The organism is Nocardia flavorosea (assembly GCF_015477805.1).
Lineage (GTDB): Bacteria > Actinomycetota > Actinomycetes > Mycobacteriales > Mycobacteriaceae > Nocardia > Nocardia flavorosea_A.
On record NZ_JADLQL010000001.1, the window covers coordinates 709,235 to 730,114 of the forward strand.

At 67.4% G+C, this 20,880-nt stretch carries 21 protein-coding genes; 10 read left to right on the forward strand and 11 right to left on the reverse strand.

What is annotated here, in order from left to right:
- The first annotated feature begins 17 nt into the window (after window positions 1–17).
- Complete coding sequence (locus IU448_RS03245; protein ID WP_195053972.1) at window positions 18–833, forward strand: hypothetical protein; 816 nt, start codon at window positions 18–20, stop codon at window positions 831–833.
- Window positions 834–998: 165 nt separating this feature from the next.
- Here the strand turns inward: IU448_RS03245 and IU448_RS03250 are convergent, their stop codons facing one another.
- The 7 genes from IU448_RS03250 to IU448_RS03280 all read right to left on the reverse strand — a co-directional run bounded on the left by IU448_RS03250 (window position 999) and on the right by IU448_RS03280 (window position 8,165).
- On the reverse strand, window positions 999–2,057 hold the full coding sequence (locus tag IU448_RS03250; RefSeq protein ID WP_195053973.1) for a ferrochelatase: 1,059 nt from the start codon (window positions 2,055–2,057) through the stop codon (window positions 999–1,001).
- A gap of 26 nt (window positions 2,058–2,083) precedes the next feature.
- The gene (gene inhA / locus IU448_RS03255) at window positions 2,084–2,917 is read right to left on the reverse strand and encodes an NADH-dependent enoyl-ACP reductase InhA (protein ID WP_195053974.1); all 834 of its coding nucleotides are present in this window, start codon (window positions 2,915–2,917) and stop codon (window positions 2,084–2,086) included.
- Window positions 2,918–3,032: 115 nt separating this feature from the next.
- Window positions 3,033–3,749, reverse strand: coding sequence for a 3-oxoacyl-ACP reductase FabG1 (gene fabG1, locus IU448_RS03260; RefSeq protein WP_195053975.1), 717 nt, complete (start codon window positions 3,747–3,749; stop codon window positions 3,033–3,035).
- 177 nt (window positions 3,750–3,926) lie between these two features.
- Window positions 3,927–4,928 (reverse strand): VWA domain-containing protein, encoded by a 1,002-nt coding sequence (locus IU448_RS03265; protein WP_195053976.1) that lies wholly within the window; start codon window positions 4,926–4,928, stop codon window positions 3,927–3,929.
- Window positions 4,925–5,875 carry a DUF58 domain-containing protein gene (locus IU448_RS03270; RefSeq protein WP_195053977.1) on the reverse strand — a complete coding sequence of 317 codons (951 nt, stop codon included), beginning with the start codon at window positions 5,873–5,875 and terminating at the stop codon, window positions 4,925–4,927. The genes IU448_RS03265 and IU448_RS03270 overlap by 4 nt, the downstream gene beginning before the upstream one ends.
- A gap of 29 nt (window positions 5,876–5,904) precedes the next feature.
- Entirely contained in the window at window positions 5,905–7,059 is a 1,155-nt protein-coding gene (locus tag IU448_RS03275) for an AAA family ATPase (protein WP_228812006.1), read from the reverse strand.
- Window positions 7,060–7,553: 494 nt separating this feature from the next.
- Window positions 7,554–8,165 carry a DUF6676 family protein gene (locus IU448_RS03280; protein WP_228812007.1) on the reverse strand — a complete coding sequence of 204 codons (612 nt, stop codon included), beginning with the start codon at window positions 8,163–8,165 and terminating at the stop codon, window positions 7,554–7,556.
- A 349-nt stretch (window positions 8,166–8,514) separates the two neighbouring features.
- Here IU448_RS03280 and IU448_RS03285 point away from each other — a divergent pair, with 349 nt between their 5' ends.
- The 6 genes from IU448_RS03285 (at window position 8,515) to IU448_RS03310 (ending at window position 14,869) form a co-directional block, all read left to right on the forward strand.
- Entirely contained in the window at window positions 8,515–11,322 is a 2,808-nt protein-coding gene (locus IU448_RS03285; RefSeq protein WP_195053978.1) for an aconitate hydratase, read from the forward strand.
- Window positions 11,323–11,623: 301 nt separating this feature from the next.
- Window positions 11,624–12,190: a TetR/AcrR family transcriptional regulator gene (locus IU448_RS03290; RefSeq protein ID WP_195053979.1), complete on the forward strand. Its 567-nt coding sequence runs from the start codon at window positions 11,624–11,626 to the stop codon at window positions 12,188–12,190.
- A 97-nt stretch (window positions 12,191–12,287) separates the two neighbouring features.
- On the forward strand, window positions 12,288–12,782 hold the full coding sequence (locus IU448_RS03295; RefSeq protein WP_324188493.1) for a cupin domain-containing protein: 495 nt from the start codon (window positions 12,288–12,290) through the stop codon (window positions 12,780–12,782).
- 38 nt (window positions 12,783–12,820) lie between these two features.
- Window positions 12,821–13,237, forward strand: a complete 417-nt coding sequence (locus IU448_RS03300) for an acyl-CoA thioesterase (protein ID WP_195053980.1) — start codon at window positions 12,821–12,823, stop codon at window positions 13,235–13,237.
- A 210-nt stretch (window positions 13,238–13,447) separates the two neighbouring features.
- On the forward strand, window positions 13,448–13,897 hold the full coding sequence (locus IU448_RS03305) for a hypothetical protein (protein WP_195053981.1): 450 nt from the start codon (window positions 13,448–13,450) through the stop codon (window positions 13,895–13,897).
- A gap of 12 nt (window positions 13,898–13,909) precedes the next feature.
- The gene (locus IU448_RS03310) at window positions 13,910–14,869 is read left to right on the forward strand and encodes an MvdC/MvdD family ATP grasp protein (protein ID WP_195053982.1); all 960 of its coding nucleotides are present in this window, start codon (window positions 13,910–13,912) and stop codon (window positions 14,867–14,869) included.
- Between the two features lie 85 nt (window positions 14,870–14,954).
- Here IU448_RS03310 and IU448_RS03315 read toward each other — a convergent pair whose 3' ends face one another.
- The gene (locus IU448_RS03315; RefSeq protein WP_033246289.1) at window positions 14,955–15,188 is read right to left on the reverse strand and encodes a helix-turn-helix domain-containing protein; all 234 of its coding nucleotides are present in this window, start codon (window positions 15,186–15,188) and stop codon (window positions 14,955–14,957) included.
- 82 nt (window positions 15,189–15,270) lie between these two features.
- On the reverse strand, window positions 15,271–16,902 hold the full coding sequence (locus tag IU448_RS03320; protein WP_195053983.1) for an ABC-F family ATP-binding cassette domain-containing protein: 1,632 nt from the start codon (window positions 16,900–16,902) through the stop codon (window positions 15,271–15,273).
- Between the two features lie 193 nt (window positions 16,903–17,095).
- On the opposite strand from IU448_RS03320, the gene IU448_RS03325 reads away from it, so the two are divergent.
- Window positions 17,096–17,860, forward strand: a complete 765-nt coding sequence (locus IU448_RS03325) for an SDR family oxidoreductase (RefSeq protein ID WP_195053984.1) — start codon at window positions 17,096–17,098, stop codon at window positions 17,858–17,860.
- A 77-nt stretch (window positions 17,861–17,937) separates the two neighbouring features.
- On the opposite strand, the gene IU448_RS03330 is transcribed toward IU448_RS03325, so the two are convergent.
- Window positions 17,938–18,384, reverse strand: a complete 447-nt coding sequence (locus tag IU448_RS03330; RefSeq protein ID WP_195053985.1) for a PaaI family thioesterase — start codon at window positions 18,382–18,384, stop codon at window positions 17,938–17,940.
- A gap of 178 nt (window positions 18,385–18,562) precedes the next feature.
- Window positions 18,563–19,270 (reverse strand): hypothetical protein, encoded by a 708-nt coding sequence (locus IU448_RS03335; protein WP_195053986.1) that lies wholly within the window; start codon window positions 19,268–19,270, stop codon window positions 18,563–18,565.
- 230 nt (window positions 19,271–19,500) lie between these two features.
- On the opposite strand from IU448_RS03335, the gene IU448_RS03340 reads away from it, so the two are divergent.
- Both IU448_RS03340 and IU448_RS03345 read left to right on the forward strand, forming a co-directional pair.
- Complete coding sequence (locus IU448_RS03340) at window positions 19,501–19,890, forward strand: BlaI/MecI/CopY family transcriptional regulator (RefSeq protein ID WP_195053987.1); 390 nt, start codon at window positions 19,501–19,503, stop codon at window positions 19,888–19,890.
- Between the two features lie 38 nt (window positions 19,891–19,928).
- Window positions 19,929–20,867 (forward strand): M56 family metallopeptidase, encoded by a 939-nt coding sequence (locus tag IU448_RS03345; protein ID WP_195053988.1) that lies wholly within the window; start codon window positions 19,929–19,931, stop codon window positions 20,865–20,867.
- The last annotated feature ends 13 nt before the right edge of the window (window positions 20,868–20,880 follow it).

The window sequence follows — 20,880 nt, forward strand, 5'->3', positions numbered from 1 at the left end:
CTTTATGCTCGATGATTATGTGCTCTCCCAGTGCCACCCTCACGCTGTGGGCCGGTTCGTGGCTCGCGGGTCGCAGCGCGCCCGACGACGTCCTGGAGGCCCTGCACGCCTGGGCTCCGCGGCATACGCTCGCCGCCGGTGATCCGGTGACCGGTGGGCGCACGGACTTGCCGTGGACCGCACTCGGGGAGAACGCCGGGACGGCGGTTATGCCGTTGCTCAAGATGATTCGGCAGGCGCTGGCCGCGCCCGGTGCGGAACTGCGGCTGGTGCTGCCGGTACCCGGCGATGTCCGCGGACTCCCGGTCGGCACCGCGTTCGCCGCCGATGCGATCGAGGCGGGCGAGGGAATTCTCATCGGGGTCCCGGGCGCGGAGGGCACCGGGCTCATTCCGTACCACGAGGACGAAACGACCCTGCAGTGGACGGTCTACGCCGTCCCGATGCCGGGGGCCGCGGGTCCCGATATGTCGCTGGGTGAGGCCGAGTACGCCATGCGTGAAGCCGTCCGCGACGCCGCCGATGCGCTCATGCGGCTCCACACCACCGGCCTCGGCGCCGGTGACGCCGATCCGCGCGAACTCATCGAGGCCGAACTGGCCGACTACTCCCGCCACACCTACCCCGAGTATGTACCGTTGCGGGCCAAACGCATACTCGACACCGCCGATCATGTGGCGGCGATCCTCACCGTCGCCCAGCGCGAACCCGCCTCCGCGCCCACCTCGGCCACCGCGGCCACGGCGCACGAATCCCTGCTCCGTCCCCTGTGGGACGCCATCCGCGCCGCTCGTCTCGTGGCCGTGCACACCGCGGCCCCGCAGTCTCGCTGAGCGGGCTCACGGCAACCGCAGCGTCTGCGCGCTCGCTTTCGCCCGGCACCGGCATCCCGGCATACCCGAACCGGGTCGCCACTCATCGCCGCCGCTCGAGGCGGAGGGCCCGCAGGCCACCGTGCGGCCCGGACCGCGCGGACGTTCGCCGGACGCGTAACCTCGCTAACGCCCGGAGGGACGCCGTACCGGTTCGCAGCAGCCGGCGGCGCAGAGCGCACCGTCGACCGTGCAACCGTAACCGGGTACGTCACCGAGGCGCCGCGCCGGTGTTCCGCGCAACTGCTCGGCGATCAACTCGACCACCATCTCGGCGAATCGGTTATCGGTACCCGGTGTCGCGGCACGGGCGAAGGCGATACCGAGTTCGGCGGCTTTTTCGGCGGCTTCGTTGTCGAGATCCCAGATCACCTCGAGGTGATCGGAGACAAAACCCACCGGGCAGACGATGACGGCGTCGAAACCCTTGCCGGGCAAGGTTTCCAGATGGTCGACGATATCCGGCTCCAGCCACGGCACTTGCGGTGGCCCCGACCGGGATTGCCACACCACGTCATAGTCGTCGAAACCTGCTTCCGCAGCGCACAAGCCGGCCGCCTCGGCGACCTGCCGGCTGTAGAGGCGGCCGCCGTCAGCGGGCGGCCCGGCCGCGTTGTCGGCAGCCACCGGCACCGAATGCGCTGTGAACACGAGCCGCGGGCGCCCGGCCCGGCCGGTCGGCAGCGACGCCGCGGCCTCGTTTATCGCCGCGGCGAAAGCGGCGATGAGCAACGGGTGATCGAAATAGTGCCGCAGTTTGGTGAGCTCCGGCGCTGCGGCTCCCACCGCCGTCCGGGCGCGGGCAATATCCTCGTCGTACTGCCGGCATCCCGAATAGCCACCCCAGGCCGAGGTGGGGAACACCAGGGCCGAACGCACCCCGTCGGCGGCCATCCGGGCCAGTGTGTCCTCCACCATGGGGTGCCAGTTGCGGTTGCCGAAGTAGACGGGCAAATCCAGCCCGGACCGCGCCAGCTCGTTCTCCACCGCGGTGATGATCGCGCGGTTACACGCGTTGATCGGTGAAATCCCGCCGAAGTGCAGATAATGCTCGGCGACCTCGGCGAGACGTTCTGGGGGGACACCGCGACCGCGGGTGACGTTCTCCAGAAACGGCAGCACATCCTCGGGACCCTCGGGTCCGCCGAAGGACAACAGCAGCAATGCGTCGGCCGCCCGGGCCACGGCGCCTCCTCCTCGGTCGGGGGTGATCAGTCCTGCGGCATGTTCTCGGGGAACCAGGTGTTGTGGCTGGCTCCGCCGTCGACGTAGATGATCGATCCGGTGGTTGCCGGCAGCCAATCCGACAGCAGCGCGACGATCGATTTGCCGACCACTTCGGCCCCCCCGTCCCAGCCGATCGGGGACGCGCCGTCCCAGTATGTATCCAGCTGTTTGAGCTGCTTCGCGTCATCGGTCGCCGTCCCGGCGATCGCCTTGGCCGCCAGGGTTTTCACCGGTCCGGCCGCGATGAGGTTGGACCGGATCTGCTTGGCGTATCCGACTTCCCGCGCCACGTACCGGTTCACCGATTCCAGTGCGGCCTTGGCCACGCCCATCCAGTTGTAGTACGGCATGGCGGTGCGGGGATCGAAATCCATTCCGACGATCGACCCGCGCTCGTTCATCACCGGCAGTACCGCCCGCGCGAGTGCCGCATAGCTCCACGCCGAGATCTCGAAGGATTTCGCGGCATCCGCGCTCGGCCCCTCGAGGAACGGCACCGCATCCGGACCCATCAGGGTCTTCGGGGCGAAGGCGATCGAATGCAGTACGCCGTCGATTCCCTCGGGCGCGAGGCGACGCAGCTCGTCGGGCAGTTTGTCCAGATCCTCCTGGTTGGTGACGTCGAGCCCGATGGCCGGCGGCACCTCCTCGGGCAGCCGCTTGGCGATCCGGTCGATCAGCCGCAGGCGCTCGGTGAGGCCGGTGATGATCACCCGGGCGCCCTCCTTCTGCGCGATCGCCGCCGCGTGGAACGCGATCGAGGCATCGGTGATGATGCCGGTGACGAGGATCGTCTTGCCTTCGAGCAATCCGCCCATGAGTTCTCGGTTCTCCCTGATGTGTGGTGTTGTATATCGCGCTCGACTGCCGGCGCCGACCGCGCTCACCGTACCGCCGGCGCGGCTGTCGAGATGTGCTCGGTGGCCTACGGAGTCAGTGCCCCATGCCCATACCACCGTCGACCGGGATCACCGCGCCGGAGACATACGCCGAATCCGGCGATGCAAGGAAGCTGACCACGGCCGCGACATCCTCGGGCTTGCCGACTCGTTGCAGCGGAATGAATTTCTCGGCCATATCCCGCATCTCCTGCGGCAGGTCCTTGGTCATATCCGTTTCGATGAAACCGGGCGCGACGACATTTGCGGTGATCGACCGCGAGCCGAGCTCACGGGTGATCGAGCGCGCGAGACCGACGACACCGGCCTTCGAGGCGGCGTAGTTGATCTGCCCGGCCTGACCCGCGAGCCCCACCACGGAACCGAGGAAGATCATCCGGCCCCAGCGGGCGCGCAGCATGGCCCGGTTGGCCCGTTTGGCGCAGCGGAAGGCGCCGGCCAGGTTGGCATCGACCACCTTGGTGAACTGGTCCTCGCTCATCCGCATGAGCAGCGTGTCGTCGGTGATCCCCGCGTTGGCGACCAGTACCTCCACCGGCCCCTGCTGCGCCTCGACCTCGGAAAACGCCCGATCCACCGATTCGCTGTCGGTGACATCGCATTTCACTGCGAGCAGTCCCTCGGGTGCGCCCGAACCGCGGTGGGTGACGGCGACCTTGTGGCCGTCGGCGTGCAGGCGCTGTGCCACCGCGAGCCCGATCCCGCGGTTGCCGCCGGTCACCAGAACCGAGCGTGCTGTGAAGTTCGACATGGGGACAAACCTACCTGGCGGCGTCGGCACTATTCGCATGGGACGTCCACCCATATTTCGCCGGTGGACTTGTGCGACTCGCACAAAACCGGGGAGACGCCGACGGGCCGGGTTCGGTAACGAACCCGGCCCGTCGGCCACGTACGCAGCGGCCCGCAGGAGGCCGGTGGTGTCCGGTTACGGCAGCCGCTGCCGCAGCAGCAAGGCCACCACCACACCGGCGAGGGTGGCCAGCAAACCGAGCAGCCACCACGGCCGGCTCGCGTCGCCGCGGGTGATCTCGTAGCCGATCTGTTCCTCGAGGGTGTCGTAGACGCTGGAGAGCTCCTCCAGACTGGAGGCCGTATAGAACTCACCGCCGGACAGTCGCGCGATTTCCTGCATCGCCTCGTCATCCACCGGAACCTCGACCTGATCGGCGCCGCCGTCGTCGCGCGGGATCTCGACAACGCCCCACTGCGTCCCGAACGAGATGGTCGAAACCGGGATGTTCTTGGTCTTGGCGAGCCGGGCGGCCACGAATTCATGGCGCGGATTGTCGAAATCCTCGAAATCCGGGACTGTCTGCTTACCGTCGGTCATCAGCACGATCCGCGCGGGCGGCGGGGTCTGCGAACCGCCCAGTACCGAGGCCAGGGTTTCGATCGACTGCAGGGCGGTGAAGATCCCCTCACCGGTGGCCGTCCGTTCGGCGAGCCGGATGTTGTCGATGGCGGCCTTCACCGATCCGCGGTCGGTGGTGGGCGAGACGAGTACCGAGGCGGTCCCCGCGAAGGTCACCAGACCCAGGTTGATCCCCGGGGTGAGACCTTCGGCGAAATCCTTGGCCGCCTCCTGGGCGACCTCGAGCCGGCTCGGTTCGACGTCGGTGGCTTCCATCGACAACGAGACGTCCATGACGAGGACGACGGTGGCCCGGTTCCGGGGGACCTTCTGCTCGGCCGTCGGCCCGGCCGCTCCGATAGTGGAGAACACCATGCCCACGATCACCAGGATGATCGGGATATGCCGCCAGAACGCCGGGCGGTTCGGGGCCACCTTCTCCAGCTGCTCCATATTGCTGAAGCGCAGCATATGGCGGTGCCTACTGCGCTGTACCAGCAGATATGCCAGCGCGAGCAGCAGGATGACGGCAAGGAACCCGAGCCAGATCGGGGCGGCGAAATTCGAAATACTCACTGGCGTGGCACCCGCGAAGTCGAGGCACCGAGACTGTGGCGCCGAGTGGACACGAACCGGACCACGTCGGCGATCCAGTCCCGGTCGGTCTGCAAGGTCATGACGGGTGCGCCGCAGCTGCGCAAGGTCTGTTCGACCTCCACCCGGTGCCGTTGCGCGGCCGCCGCGTAGTCGGCGCGCAACTGAGGCGTGACGCTGAACTCGCGGGTGCGCCCGGTTTCCGGGTCGTGCAATACGACATCACCGATATCGGGCAGGGCGATATCGCGCGGATCGAGTACCTCCACGGCAAGTAACTCGTGCCGCGCGGATATGGCCCGCAGCGACCGCTGCCAGGTGATATCCCCGAGGAAATCGCTGATCACCACCGCGAGACCCCGTTTACGCTGCGGCCGGCGCAACGATTCGATGGCGCCCTGAAGATCACCGCGGACCCCGTCACGCGGGTGCGGGGTGGTGGCGATGCTGCGCAGCAGCGATTGCGCGTGCACCCGGCCGCTGCGCGCCGGAATCCGCCGTAGCTGCTCACCGGTGGCCACCACGGCGCCGACCCGGTTCCCGCCGCCCATCGTCAGATGGGTGATCGCGGCCGCGGCGGCGACCACGAGATCGCGTTTCTGGCAGGCGCCGGTGCCGAAGTCCAGGCTGGCGGACAGATCCACCACCATCCAGGTTTCCAGTTCCCGATCGGCGATCATCTGCCGGACATGAGGGTGGGTGGTGCGGGCGGTCACCGACCAGTCCATCTGCCGGACATCGTCACCGGGCTGGTAGGCACGGGCCTCACCCGGTTCCGAGCCGGGGCCCGGGATCAGGCCGAGATGATCGCCGTGCAGTACGCCGTCCAACCGGCGGCGCACTGTGAGCTCCAGGGTTTTCAGGGCGGCCGCCAGATGCGGGTCGGTCAGTTCACCGGACCGGAACGAGGGGGGCGCGTGATCTGCCATGGGGACGCGGGCACGGGGGTCCGGCCGGGTCACTGGGACTGGTTCGTGCCGGCGGTCTGCGGCACCTGGGGCGCCTGCTGCGGCGGCGCGGGCGGCCGGCCGTTACCGTTCTCGGCGGCGGGTGGCGCACCGGGTCCAACCGCCTGCGGCGCCACCTGCGGCAGGCCGACGGTCTGCAGCACCCGTTGGATCACATCCTCGGGGCTGATCTCATCGGCGAGCGCATCGTAGGAGAGCACCAGGCGGTGCCGGAGCACATCCGGGATGACCTCGAGGACGTCCTGCGGAACGACATAATCGCGACCGCGGATCAGCGCGACCGCGCGGGCGGCGGCGATGATGCCGAGGCTGGCACGCGGCGAGGCGCCGTAGGAAATCCAGTTCGCCACATCATGCATACCGAATTCGGCCGGGACACGGGTGGCCGAGATCACCCGGACCACATAGTCCACCAGCGCATGGTGCACGAAGGTGTTCGCGGCCAGTTTCTGCAACCGCAGCAGTTCCGCCGGCTCCAGGATCTGTCCGGGTTCGGGCGGTGTGACCCCCATCCGGTAGATGATCTCGCGTTCCTCCTCGACGGAGGGGTAGTCCACGACCACTTTGAACAGGAAACGGTCGCGCTGCGCTTCCGGCAGCGGGTACACGCCTTCGCTCTCGATCGGGTTCTGGGTGGCCATCACCAGGAACGGGTCGGGCATGGGATAGGTTTTGCCGCCGATCGACACATGCCGTTCGGCCATCACCTCGAGCAGCGCCGACTGCACCTTCGCCGGGGCCCGGTTGATCTCGTCGGCCAGTACGAAGTTGGCCACGACGGGGCCGAGTTCGGTATCGAACTCTTCCCGGCCCTGGCGGTAGATGCGGGTACCGACGAGGTCGGTGGGCACCAGGTCGGGGGTGAACTGGACCCGGGAGAACGACCCGCCGACCACCTTGGCGAAGGTTTCCACCGCAAGCGTCTTGGCGATACCGGGGACACCTTCCAACAGCACGTGACCGCGGGCGAGCACCCCGACCAGCAACCGCTCGACCAGCCGGTCCTGCCCGACGATTACCCGCTTGACCTCGTAGATCGCTTTTTCCAGGGTCTGGACGTCACGTTCGAGGGTGCTCGAAGCAGGCGCCGGCGGTTCTTTCGCCAAATCCGCCCCTTTGACACCGTCCGTCGAAGTCACCAACATCCCCGCTTTCGCCTCGGTCCTGTGCGTGCTGTCACAACTATTCCAGGTGATGACCGTACCCGCCGCAACCGGCTTCCACTGTCACGGTTTTCGCCGCCTTCACCTGCGGTAGCCGGTCTCCGGATCGGTATCCGCCCGGCGGTCGGTCCGCCGGTATCGCCCGTCGCCCTCGACCATACGTACCGATAAGGCATGATGCCCGCCGTGACGCCCACCGAAACCTTGGTGACGCCGGTGGCCGGGCCGTGCTCCAAAGCCGTTTTCGCACACGAATGCGGCCCGTCATCAACTGGTTCTCCGACCACATCTCCGGCGTTCCGGTAGATCGCGCACGGACTGCTCCGGTGGGCCACCACGCGGACCCACGATCCCTGGCCGGACGATTCGCCCCATCGACGCCGACGAACGACCTACCGGTATTCCCGGCGGCTCGCGCGCACGGCGGCGCAGGCGGGTCGCGTGCCGGCCCGAACGGTCCTACCTGCGACCGGTTTCTATCGTGCGGCCGGTTCCCGCACGGGTTCTTCGGTGAGCGCGGACGGAATCTGGGTGCCCTCCGGGGGCGGCGCGGTATCCGGGGCCGCCGGATCCTCGCGGCGGCGGGCCTTGACCCAGTACAGCCCGCCGACCACCAGGACCAGCCCGGCGAGTAGTACCGACGTGATCTCGGTCCAGGTCACCGTCGGGGTCTGTTCGAGGCGTTGCACCAGGATCTGCGCGGCTTCCTCGCTGTCACCACCTTTGAACTTCGCCGTGTCCTCGGCCCATTCGAGCCGCACCCGGCTGATCGAATCGCTGGTGGTGCCGATCCAGTCGTCGCTGAAGACCGCGATCGTGCCGTGCTGGAATCCGGCGACCTCGGTGGCCAGATCCCGCAGTTCCGAATCGTGGCCGGGGTTGCCGTGCAGTACCACGATGCTCAACTCGATGCCGTGCGCCCGCGCATCGGCCACGATTGCGGCCAGTTCGCTCTGGTCGTCTCCGTCGGGTGCGGCCACCCCGTTGTCGGCGAGATCGGACCGGACCTCCTGCATGGTGTCCGCGTCGAATCCGGCCGGCAGCTTGGTGGCCTCGAGGGAGAAGGCCGAAGTGTGGGTGACGGTCATCTTCCATCCGGTCTGTGGTCGTGGCCGCATCGTCGGACGAGGCGACAGGGGTAGCGATACTGGGCACGAAATCCGGGAGTACCCGACGGTACGCCCCGGCAACCCGGTCCAGCTCGAGAGCAGATTACGCGACAACGGAGCGGCCGGTGCACACCCGCCGCGCCGAATGGTTGCCGCGCCACGCCTCGGTGACCGGGCGCCGCCCCGGAAATTTCACAGGACAAGCGTACTGTTAGGGTTGGGAACCGCGGGGAACCGGCGCCATCCCGGGCCGGCACCTCATGCCAGAGACGTAACGCCGCCGGCACAGCCCCGCCGACGGCGCCCACACCCGACAAGTGGAGCTGACGTGACCAAAAGTATCGATACTTTCGGCGCCAAGGGCAACCTCGAGGTCGGAAGCAACTCCTACGAGATCTTCCGCCTCTCGGCCGTGCCCGGCACCGAGAAACTCCCGTACGCACTGAAGGTCCTCGCCGAGAATTTGCTGCGCACCGAGGACGGCGCGAATATCACCGCCGACCATATCCGCGCCCTGGCGAACTGGGACCCCAGCGCCCAGCCCAGCATCGAAATCCAGTTCACCCCCGCCCGCGTGGTGATGCAGGACTTCACCGGCGTGCCCTGCGTGGTCGACCTGGCCACCATGCGCGAGGCCGTCGCCGCGCTCGGCGGTGACCCGGAGAAGGTCAACCCCCTCTCCCCCGCCGAAATGGTCATCGACCATTCGGTCATCCTCGATGTATTCGGCCGCGCCGACGCCTTCGAGCGCAATGTCGAACTCGAATACGAGCGCAACGGTGAGCGCTACCAATTCCTGCGCTGGGGCCAGGGCGCGTTCGACGATTTCAAGGTCGTCCCCCCGGGCACCGGTATCGTGCACCAGGTCAACATCGAGTACCTGGCCCGCACCGTCATGGTCCGCAACGGCCAGGCCTACCCGGACACCTGCGTCGGCACCGACTCGCACACCACCATGGTCAACGGCCTGGGCGTGCTGGGCTGGGGCGTCGGCGGTATCGAGGCCGAGGCCGCCATGCTCGGCCAGCCGGTGTCCATGCTGATCCCGCGCGTGGTCGGCTTCAAGCTGACCGGTGAGATCCAACCGGGTGTCACCGCCACCGACGTGGTGCTGACCGTCACCGAAATGCTGCGCAAGCATGGTGTGGTCGGCAAGTTCGTCGAGTTCTACGGCCGCGGCGTGGCCGAGGTCCCGCTGGCCAACCGCGCAACGCTGGGCAATATGAGCCCTGAGTTCGGCTCTACCGCGGCGATCTTCCCGATCGACGAGGAAACCATCAACTACCTGCGCCTCACCGGCCGCAGCGACGAACAGCTGGCGCTCGTCGAGGCCTACGCCAAAGAGCAGGGCATGTGGCACGACCCGGCGTCGGAGCCGACCTACTCGGAGTACCTGGAACTCGATCTGGGTACCGTGGTGCCCTCCATCGCCGGCCCGAAGCGCCCGCAGGACCGCATCCTGCTCAGCGACTCGAAGGTCGCGTTCCGCAAGGACATCCACCAGTACGTGGAGGAGGACTACCCGACTCCGCACAGCAAGCTGGACGAGGCCGTCGAGGAGACCTTCCCGGCCTCCGATCCCGCGCCGATGCTCAGCTTCGCCGACGACGGTGCCGTGGATGTCAACTCCGCCGCCGACGGCGCGGAGGGGCGGCCGTCCAAGCCCATCCGCGTGGTCTCCGAGGAGCGTGGCGAGTTCGTCCTCGACCACGGCGCGGTCGCGGTCGCGGGTATCACCTCCTGCACCAACACCTCGAATCCGTCGGTCATGATCGGTGCCGCGCTGCTCGCCCGTAACGCGGTGGAGAAGGGCCTGTCCAGCAAGCCGTGGGTCAAGACCAATATGGCCCCGGGTTCGCAGGTCGTCACCGACTACTACGAGAAGGCCGGTCTGTGGCCGTACCTGGAGAAGCTCGGTTTCCACCTGGGCGGCTACGGCTGCACCACCTGCATCGGCAACACCGGTCCGCTGCCGGAGGAGATCTCCAAGGCGGTCAACGACAACGACCTCACCGTCACCGCGGTGCTGTCGGGCAACCGTAACTTCGAGGGCCGTATCTCCCCCGATGTGAAGATGAACTATCTGGCCTCGCCGCCGCTGGTCATCGCCTACGCGCTCGCGGGCACCATGGATTTCGATTTCGAGAACGATCCGCTGGGCAAGGACCCCCAGGGCAATCCGGTGTTCCTGAAGGACATCTGGCCCTCGGCGCAGGAGATCGACGACACCATCAAGTCGGCGATCAACCAGGAGATGTTCACCAAGTCCTACGCCGATGTCTTCAAGGGCGACGAGCGGTGGCGCAGCCTGCCCACCCCGGAGGGCAACACCTTCGAGTGGAGCGACGATTCCACCTACGTCCGCAAGGCCCCGTATTTCGACGGTATGGGCATGGAGCCGGAGCCCGTCGCCGATATCAAGGGCGCGCGGGTCCTGGCCCTGCTGGGCGATTCGGTCACCACCGACCACATCTCCCCCGCCGGTGCCATCAAACCGGGCACCCCGGCCGCCGACTACCTCGACTCGCACGGCGTGGCGCGCAAGGACTACAACTCGCTGGGCTCGCGCCGCGGTAACCACGAGGTGATGATTCGCGGTACCTTCGCCAATATCCGGCTGCGCAACCAACTCCTCGACGATGTCTCGGGCGGTTACACCCGCGACTTCACCCAGGACGGCGGCCCGCAGGCGTTCATCTACGACGCCTCGCAGAACTACCAGAAGGCCGGTATCCCGCTGGTCGTGCTGGGCGGCAAGGAGTACGGCTCCGGTTCGTCGCGCGACTGGGCCGCCAAGGGCACCCGCCTGCTGGGCGTGAAGGCCGTGATCACCGAATCGTTCGAGCGTATCCACCGGTCGAACCTGATCGGTATGGGCGTGATCCCGCTGCAGTTCCCGCATGGCGAATCGGCGAAATCCCTGGGCCTGACCGGTACCGAGGTCTTCGATATCGAAGGGATCGAGGAGCTCAACTCCGGCACTACCCCGGCCACCGTCCATGTCACGGCGACCAAGGACGACGGGTCGAAGGTGGAGTTCGACGCGGTGGTCCGTATCGACACCCCCGGTGAAGCGGATTACTACCGCAACGGCGGCATCCTGCAGTACGTGCTGCGGAATATGATCCGGAACTGATCGCAGGTACCGCGAGTTCGGGCGTTACCGAGTTCGCGTACCGGACTTCGTGACCCGGGCCGGCCGGCTCATCCGGTCCCGCGGTCCGGTACGCGGGCCGGCGCCCGGAGACTCCGGGTCACCCGATGGGCGGCGAACGGCCGGCCGAGCAGGCCGTGCCGGACCCGGATGCCACACGGTCTGCACGAGAACGCATAGTAGACACCGGGATTCCCCGCCTCGGTCTCGGCCGCGGCGGGGAATCGCGTATCTGTGACCACCACCTGTCATTTCGTGTCCACCCCGCTGTGGAGGAGAGTCCATGCCCAAGGTCAGCGACGATCATCTGGCCGCCCGGCGCACACAGATACTCGACGGCGCGCGCCGCTGTTTCGCCGAGTTCGGCTATGACGGCGCCACCGTGCGCCGTCTGGAGGATGCCATCGGCCTGTCCCGAGGCGCGATCTTCCATCATTTCCGCGATAAGGACGCGCTCTTTCTGGCTCTGGCCCAGGAGGATGCCGAGCGGATGGCCGAAGTCGCGGCCAATCAGGGCATCGTGCAGGTGATGCGGGATATGCTCGCCGATCCGCAGGAGTACAACTGGTTGGGGACCCGGCTCGAAATCGCCCGGCGCCTGCGCACCGATCCGGAGTTCCGGGCCGGCTGGACGCAGCGTTCGGCCGAGTTGCACGCGGCCACTCTGGCCCGGCTCGAACGCCGCAAAGCGGCCGGAGCGTTGCGCGACGATGTGCCCACCGATGTCCTGCTGGGCTACCTCGACCTGGTGCTGGACGGCCTCATCGCCCGTATCGCCTCCGGGCATACGAACGAAAACCTCACCGCCGTGCTGGATCTGGTGGAAGCTTCGGTACGACGCCGTCCCTGAGCGCGATGCGGTACCACGCACTGACCCGTTGTCACGCGGCGGATCAGCGTTATAGTTAAATATCTAACTATAAGCCGCCGAATAATCAGGAGTCCTCGTGCCGACACCCCGCCCTCCCGCGATCCAGCAGGCCGACGACGCCGAAACCCTGCACACGGAATCGGTCACCATGCGGCTGCTCATCGACGCCGAACAGGCCGGCGGCGCGGTGAGCACCCTCGAGGTGACCATGGCCCGCGGGGCCGACGGCGCCGCACCACATTTCCACACACGCTCCGACGAACTGTTCTACGTCGCCGAAGGCGAACTCCAACTCCTGGCCGGCGAACGCCTCGTCACCGTCGGCGCGGGCGGCACGGCCGTGGTCCCGAAGAACACCACCCACGCCTTCGGCGCCACCCCGGACAGCGGCGCCCGTATCCTGATCGCGCTCATGCCCGGTGTCCAACGCTTCGGCTACTTCCGGCTGCTCGAACGCATCGCCCGCGGTGAGGCAACTTTCGACGAACTGGCGGCGTCACAGGACGAATACGACAACCACTTCGTCGACGCGCCCCGGTGGTGGCAGGAACGCACCGCCCAGCGTCGCTGACCGGGAACAACCGCGGTCCGCAGCGAGTTCGCACGGTTATGACCTTCTCCGTCCCCGTGGCCGTCCGCGGTTACGAACTCGATGTCCAGGGCCATGTCAATCAGGCGGTCTACCTCCAATACGCCGAACACGCCCGCTGGGAATGCTTGGTCGCCGCTGGCCTGCAGGCGGACAAACTGGTCGCGGCCCGGCTGGGACCAGTAATCCTGGAAACCACCATCAAGTATCGACGTGAACTGCGCGGTGGCGACCAGATCCGGGTGACCTGCGAATTCGAATGGGGTACAGGTAAGAGTTATCGCATCCGGCAGGAGATGATCCGCGCCGACGGCACCCTCTCGGCCGAAGTGCTGGGTGTCGGCGGAGTGCTGGACCTGGATGCCCGCCGGCTGGTCGAGGATCCGGCGGGCCGTTTGCGTGCACTGGCGGAGAAACCCGAACTACTCGGCGGGTGAACCGTGCGGACAGCGTCCGGCAAACATCGGGTTGCCCGGCCGTCCCGCCCCGTTTCCGGAAAACTTCCGTCACGGTGATTTCACCGGTCTCGAGATCCGCTTTCAGCGGACGCAAATCCGGCGATATCGGCCGCCGCCGTCCGCCGGCGGCGTTATGATCCGGACGCGCTCGGATCGTGGCACATTGCGAGCTAGATCGGAGAAAATCAGATGACCGATGTCCTGCCTCCCGTCGGCACAACGCAATCCGATGCGGTGGCCACCCTCGCCGGTGTGCTCCTGAACGAAGGCGGCGGGGATACCGTCCGGATCCGGGTTGCGGACGGGACGTGGACGTTCGACCGCGGCGATGTGCTCGGCATCCGCGAACACGACGGCCGCCCCGACGCCCCCGCAGGCGCGGTACTGGTCGATATCCGCCCCGGCGCGACCGCCGATTTCACGCGCCGGCTTCGCATCGATGTGGGGGAACGTCCGTTGACGCTGGCGGCGCCATCGTCGCCGGCGTTCGGCGATATCCAGCTACGCAAGCTCACCGAATCCTGGGCACGGCGGCTGCACCTAGCCGATCCCCCGCACCATCCGGCCACCTTCACCTGCACGCAGACCCGGTCGCACAACGGCAGTGACGACGCTATCCACTGCGACAGTCTCGACTGAGCGGCCACCGGCATGACCACCCGGCAGGGGTCGGTCCTCATCGTCTCCGAATCCGATGATCTGCACGCCGCGGCCATGCAGGCCACGCTGCGAGAACAGCACGGGGTCAACACATTACGGCTCGATCTCCGCGATTTTCCCCGGGCCCAGGGCAGCTTCCGGATCGACCGGTCTGCGAGTACCCGCTCCCTGGCCGGTCTCGACGGCCTCGACGACGTCCGGGCGGTCTGGTGGCGACGGCCGCATCCCAGCCGGGTTCCAGCCGGCGTCCGGGCCGACGACGATGCCTATCGGCAGGCCGAATGCGATGCGTTCGCGCAGGGCCTGCTGTGGTCGCTGCCGGCCCGGTGGGTCAACGATCCCGGCCACGATCGGCTCGCTCATCGCAAGATCGTCCAGTTGGATATCGCCCGTCGGGCCGGCTGCGCGATCCCGGAGACGCTGATCACCAATGATCCCCGGGAGGCCCGCGAGTTCATCGAAAATTGCGCGGGTCGAGTCGTTTTCAAACGCACCGGCACCTCCCGGGCGGAATTCGCCGAGACCCGGCTGGTCGCCTCCACGGATCTGGACCGGCTCGGTGCGATCCGCTGGGCCCCGACGATCTTCCAGCGGTATATCGATCCGGAATGCGATCTACGGGTGGTCTGGGTGGACGGTCAGGAGTGGGTGGTCCGGATCGATTCCCGCGCGGGTGCGGGCCGCGTCGACTCCCGGCTCGACGTCTCGGTCGATTTCACCCCGGCCCGACTGCCGGCCCCGGTCAGCAAATCGCTGGCCACACTGATGGGCGCGCTCGGTCTCGGCTTCGGTGTGCTGGACCTGCGGGTGGGTCTCGACGGCGAGCATTATTTCCTCGAGGTCAACCCGCAGGGGCAGTTCGCCTATCTCGAGATCAAGACGGGATTGCCGATCTTCGCCAGCCTGGCCGGTCTCCTGGCCCACGGCGACAGTGCCGTACCCGGCTGGTGACCGGCACAGCGGGCTTCGCCCCGGCGCACTCCACCTCGCGCCGCCGGGTCCGATGCCCGGCGGCGAACCTGCGGATACGGTGCGGCTAGCGGGCTTTACGGCGGTTCGCCCCACCACGGCTGCGGAGTTGCACATGCGACTCCGTCAGCACGTTGTGGATGAACCCGTAGGAACGCCCGGTCGCGCGGGCCAGCGACCTGATGCTCGCCCCTGCCTCGTATTGCTTCTTCAACTGGGATTGCAGGCGGTCGCGTGACTTTCCCGTGACGCGAGTGCCCTTGCCCAATGTGCTCTTGCTCTGTACCGGCCTGTCGCCCATGGCTTCCTCCGAGTCGCCGAGCAGCGTCACTCTCAGGCTAAGCATTCGGCGAGCATCCGGCAATGAGTTCGTGTGATGAAACTCACGCGAGCTGAATCAATTCCAGGTACTCGGCCGACCAGTGGTCCTCGGTGCCGTCCGGAAGCAGGATCACCCGCTCCGGATTCAGGGCTTCGGCGGCGCCGGGATCGTGGGTGACCAGGACGACCGCCCCCGCGTAGGTGCGCAGCGCGTCGAGGACCTGTTCGCGGGAGACGGGATCCAGGTTGTTGGTCGGTTCGTCGAGCAACAGCACATTGGCTGCCGACGAGACCAGCCCGGCCAGCGCCAGCCGGGTCTTCTCACCGCCGGACAGCGTGCCCGCGGGCTGGTCGAGCTGCGGGCCGCTGAACATGAAGGCGCCCAGCAGACCGCGCAATTCCTGCTCACCCGCATCGGGTGCCGCGTGCCGGATGTTCTCCCATACGCTGGCCGAATCGTCGAGGGTATCGTGCTCCTGAGCGAAATACCCGACCTTGAGCCCGTGACCGGGTACCAGCGCACCGCCGGTCGGCTCCTCGGTACCTGCGAGCAGCCGCAGCAGGGTGGTCTTACCGGCACCGTTGAGGCCCAGGACCACCACGCGGCTGCCGCGGTCGATCGCCAGGTCCACCCCCGTGAAGATCTCCAGCGAGCCGTAGACCTTGGTGAGGTTCTCCGCCATCAACGGGGTCTTACCGCAGGCCGCCGGTTCGGGGAATTTGATCCGCGCGACCTTGTCCGCGACGCGCACCTCGTCCAGTTCGGCGAGCAGCCGATCGGCCCGCTTGGCCATGTTCTGGGCGGCAACCGCTTTCGTGGCCTTGGCGCCCAGCTTGGCGGCCTGAGCCTTCAGCGCCGAAGCCTTCTTCTCGGCGTTGGCGCGTTCCCGGCGGCGCCGCTGTTCGTCGGTGGCGCGGGCGTCGAGGTATTTCGTCCAGCCCATGTTGTAGACATCGGCTTCGCCGCGGACGGCGTCGAGGAACCACACCTTGTTCACGACATCGGCTAGTAGATCGACATCGTGGCTGATCACGATGAGTCCCCCGTCGTGGTTCTGCAGGAAACCACGCAGCCAGGTGATCGAATCGGCGTCCAGGTGGTTGGTGGGCTCGTCGAGCAGCAACATGGTGTCGGACCGCCCGCCACTGCCGTCGGAGGCCGCGAACAGGATGCGAGCCAGTTCGATTCGCCGCCGCTGACCGCCCGACAACGTCCGCAGCGGCTGGTCCAGCACCCGGTCCGGCAAGCCCAGGCTGTGGCAGATGCGGGCCGCCTCACTTTCGGCGACATAGCCACCGAGCGCGGAGAACCGGTCCTCGAGCCGTCCGTACTTGCGCACGGCCCGTTCACGTTCGGTTTCGTCGGCCAGTTCGGCCATGAGCGCCTGCTGCTTCTCCATATCCCGGATCAACGCGTCCAGACCGCGCGCCGACAGCACCCGGTCTCGGGCCAGGACATCGAGGTTGCCCTCACGCGGATCCTGCGGCAGGTAACCGATATCACTCGACCGCATGATCGTGCCGGCGTACGGTTCGCCTTCTCCGGCCAGAATGCGCAGAGTGGTGGTCTTACCGGCGCCGTTACGGCCGACCAGGCCGATCCGGTCGCCGGCCTGCACCCGCAGCGCCGGCCCGGGCGCGGACAGCAGGGTACGGACGCCGGCCCGGACCTCGAGGTCGGTCGCGGTGATCACAGATATCTCCTCGGCAGCAAGTTGGGGGCGATGGTCCGGCTGTTCGGCAGGAGGAACTTTCCACCCATGATCGGCCGTGTCCGGACACGGAACCATCGATTTTACCCGCCCGCACAGTAGCCCCGCCCGCTGCGGCCTCCGGCCGCTCCGCTGCCGACCGGCAGCCGGATCGGACACGGTAACGTGCCCGGCTATGAGCACCGATCTGTTGGGTAAGAGCGCGCTGGTCTCCGGGGCCAGCCGGGGTATCGGCTATGCGGTGGCCGCAGAACTGCTGAGCCGGGGCGCGAATGTGCTGATCACCGCGCGCAAGCCCGAACCGCTGGAGCAGGCGGCCGCCGAACTGCGCGGGTCGGGGCATCAGGGTGAGGTCGTCGCGCTGGCCGGCAATTCCGGTGACGCCGAGGCCCGGGCGGCCGCGGTGCAGCGGGCGGTCACCGAATTCGGGTCGCTGGACATCCTGATCAACAACACCGGAATCAACCCGGTGTACGGCTCCTTGATGGAGGCCGATCTCGACGCGGTCCGCAAGATCTTCGATGTGAACGTGGTCGCCGCCCTGGGCTATATCCAGGAGGCGTACAAGGCATGGATGGGCGAGCACGGCGGTGCGGTGGTGAATGTGGCCAGCGTCGCGGGCCTGCGTTCCACCGGGGTGATCGCCGCCTACGGTGCGTCCAAGGCGGCGTTGATCCGGCTCACCGACGAACTCGCCTGGCAGCTCGGCCCGAAGATCCGGGTCAACGCGGTCGCCCCCGGAGTGGTGAAGACCAGTTTCGCGGATGCGCTGTACTCGGCCGACGAGGACGCGGCCGCGCAGGTCTATCCGATGAAGAGGCTCGGGGCACCCGAGGACGTGGCCCGGCTGATCGCTTTCCTGGCCTCGGATCAGGCGCAGTGGATCACCGGCGAAACGGTGCGCGTCGACGGTGGCCTGCTGTCGACCGGCGGTATTTGAGTTCCTCCACCGCGGGCCGCGACGATGCCGGTGCACCGTCGCGGCCCGCGTGCTCTCCGGCGGTTCGGCCGCCGGACTCAGGACCGGTGCGGCAGATTCTGCAGGCGCACCTGCCCGCGGGCGACCAGCCGTCCGTCCTCGTCGGTGACCAGAACCTGCCACAGCTGCTGCATCCCGCCCCGGTGGATCGGGGTGGCCTCGGCGGTGAGCTTGCCCTCGCGAACGGCCCGGAGGAAATCGGTGGAGTTGTTGACCCCGACGACCACTCCCCGCTCGCCGTACCAGGCGGCGCCGCCGGTGCTGGCGAGCGTTTCCACGGCGGTGCACAGGACACCACCGTTCTGAATACCCGCAGGCTGGTGGTGCTGCGGGGTGACGATCCATTCGCCGCGCACCCGGTCCGGCCCCAGTTCGGTCACCCGCAGGCCCATCAGGTCCGCGAACGTGCCTTTGCTGATCTCGTTCAGTTCCTCGGGGCCGAGATCGGCCATCGACTGCGGGAGCGGGGTCTGCTGTTCCGTCATGCCTCAACAATCGCACGATGACCGCGATCGGGGCGGACCGGTCGCCCCGGGAACGAATAAAGCGGCGGACCCCACCGCCGGTGGGGTCCGCCGCGCGTTTGGATCGGGGGTCACCGCAGCCCTCGGGACTCTCGCGCGATCCGTACGCCACCTTCAACTATAGGGCAGGCTTACCTAACTAGGCAACACGTTGTGCGCGCCGGATCGCCAGCCCGCGATCTTCCAGCGCCGTCAGCAAGCCCTCACCACGCCGCGCCCCCGCCACGGCATCACTGCCCGCCAGCGCGGGCACATAGGTCGTAGCACCGCACACGGATTCGGCGACCAACGTCCAGAAACGCCGCGGATTCAATCCGGCACACCGGGCCAGCGCCCCCTGCACCAGCAGGAGCGAGGGTTCGCAGCGATAGGCGAGCCACACCCACATCGCCCGCTCACACGGCAGCGCCACCACTCCCGGCGAATCGGCCATCGGATCCCCGGCCACCACGCGAATCGTCGTATCGGCCAGGCCGGCCCAGTCGATACCACCGTCGTTGTCGGTATGGATCCAGATATTCTCCAGCCCGGGATCCCAGGCCCGGCCGTCGGCGACCCACAAGGCCGCCACCCGGCCGACCACCGCATGGATGAGGGCGGTGGCAACCACCTCGGCGGCTGCGGTGGCGCTGATCATTTCGGCGGCGTGCCGCCGGTACATCAGGTCGATCCGCCCCTCACGCAGACCCGTGGACAACGCCCACCAGCGCCGTTTGCCCTGGTCTGCCATGGCCGCGGCCGCATAGACACGCGGATGCTCCGGCTGCAACGCCCGCAACCGGGAACATGCCGAACCGAACGCCGCCTCATAAGGACGGGGGATACGCACAGTGGCCAGTTCGGACATTCGAACCTCCTCGGGATCGGCGTTGCAGCAACGACTTGATCGAAAGATAGGTTAGCCTTACCAGACCTGACAAGTGTTTCACGCAAACGGATCGCACGGGCGGAATCGCACAACTGCACCACTCCCCGAATCATCGCCCCCACCGGGCGATGTGCGGGCTATGACCAATCCCACGCGGTTACGACACCCTGTAGTACCACCAAGTGTCGTTGAGGTCGTAAAATCGAGAGATGGCTGGACTTGGTGAACTCGAGAAAGCGGTTATGGACCAGTTGTGGTCGACCGATGAACCACAAACGGTCCGGCAGGTGCACGAAGCCCTGTCGGCACGCCGCGAACTCGCGTACACCACGGTGATGACGGTGCTGCAGCGACTGGCCAAGAAGAATCTCGTGGTGCAGCGGCGCGACGACCGCGCGCACCGGTACGCTCCGGTACACAGCCGCGACGAACTGGTTGCCGGACTCATGATGGATGCGCTGCAGCAAGCCGACGAGGCCGGCAGCCGAGCGGCCGCGCTGGTGCATTTCGTGGAGCAGGTCGGGAAGGACGAGGCCGCGGCCCTGCGGGATGCGCTCGCTAAGCTCGAAGCAACCGAGGACACCGCACCACCGCAGTGAACTCGGACCCTGGCCCCACAACGCAGTGAGCAGAGTCGATGAACGCAGCAGCACCGGCCTTCGCCGTACTTGCCTTGCTTCTCGCCGGTCCCGTCCCGGAAGCGCTCAGCCGTGCGACCTGGACCTACCGGGTGCCCCGGGCCGCGCTCGTACTCTGGCAGGCCATCGCGCTTGCGGCCGTGCTCAGCGCCTTCAGTTCGGGGCTCGCCATCGCCGCGGAACTCCTGGTGCCCGGCCCCGACGGCCGGCCCACCACCAAGCCCACCGATGAGATCGATGCGCTCGGGCTGCCGCTGTGGCTGGCCTACGTCTCCGTCTTCATGCTGACCCTGCTGGTCGGTGCACGGCTGGTCTACGCGTCGATCAGGGTCGGGATCCACACCCGGCGGCGCCGGGCCCGGCACCGCATGCTGGTGGATCTGCTCGATCAGAGCGGACCGGTCCGTCGCGCCGCCGATATCCGGGTGCTGTCGGCCACCGAACCGATCGCATACTGCCTGCCCGGTCTCCGGCGCCGGGTCGTGGTGAGCGCGGGCACCCTGGACAACCTCACCGAACAGGAACTGACCGCCATCCTCAGCCATGAACGGTCACATCTGCGGGCCCGCCACGATCTGGTACTCGAGGCATTCACCGCGGCACACGAGGCCTTTCCCCGGTTCGTCCGCAGCAAATCGGCACTGGATTCGGTGAAATTGCTGATCGAACTGCTCGCCGACGATTCCGCGGTGAAGGTGACCGGCCCCAAACCGCTGGCCCGGGCGCTGGTCGCCTGTTCGAAGTCCACCGCCCCGCAGGGCGCTCTCGCGGTCGGCGGCCCGAGCACCCTCATCCGGATCCAGCGGCTGGCCGGGCCGCTCGGCGATGTACGCATCGCCGGCGCCGCCTATCTCGCCTCGCTCGCCATCCTGGTAGTGCCGACCCTGGCCGTCGCGATTCCCTGGCTCGTCGAGCTGAGCCGGCTCTTCCGTGCCTGATCCGGTATCCGCC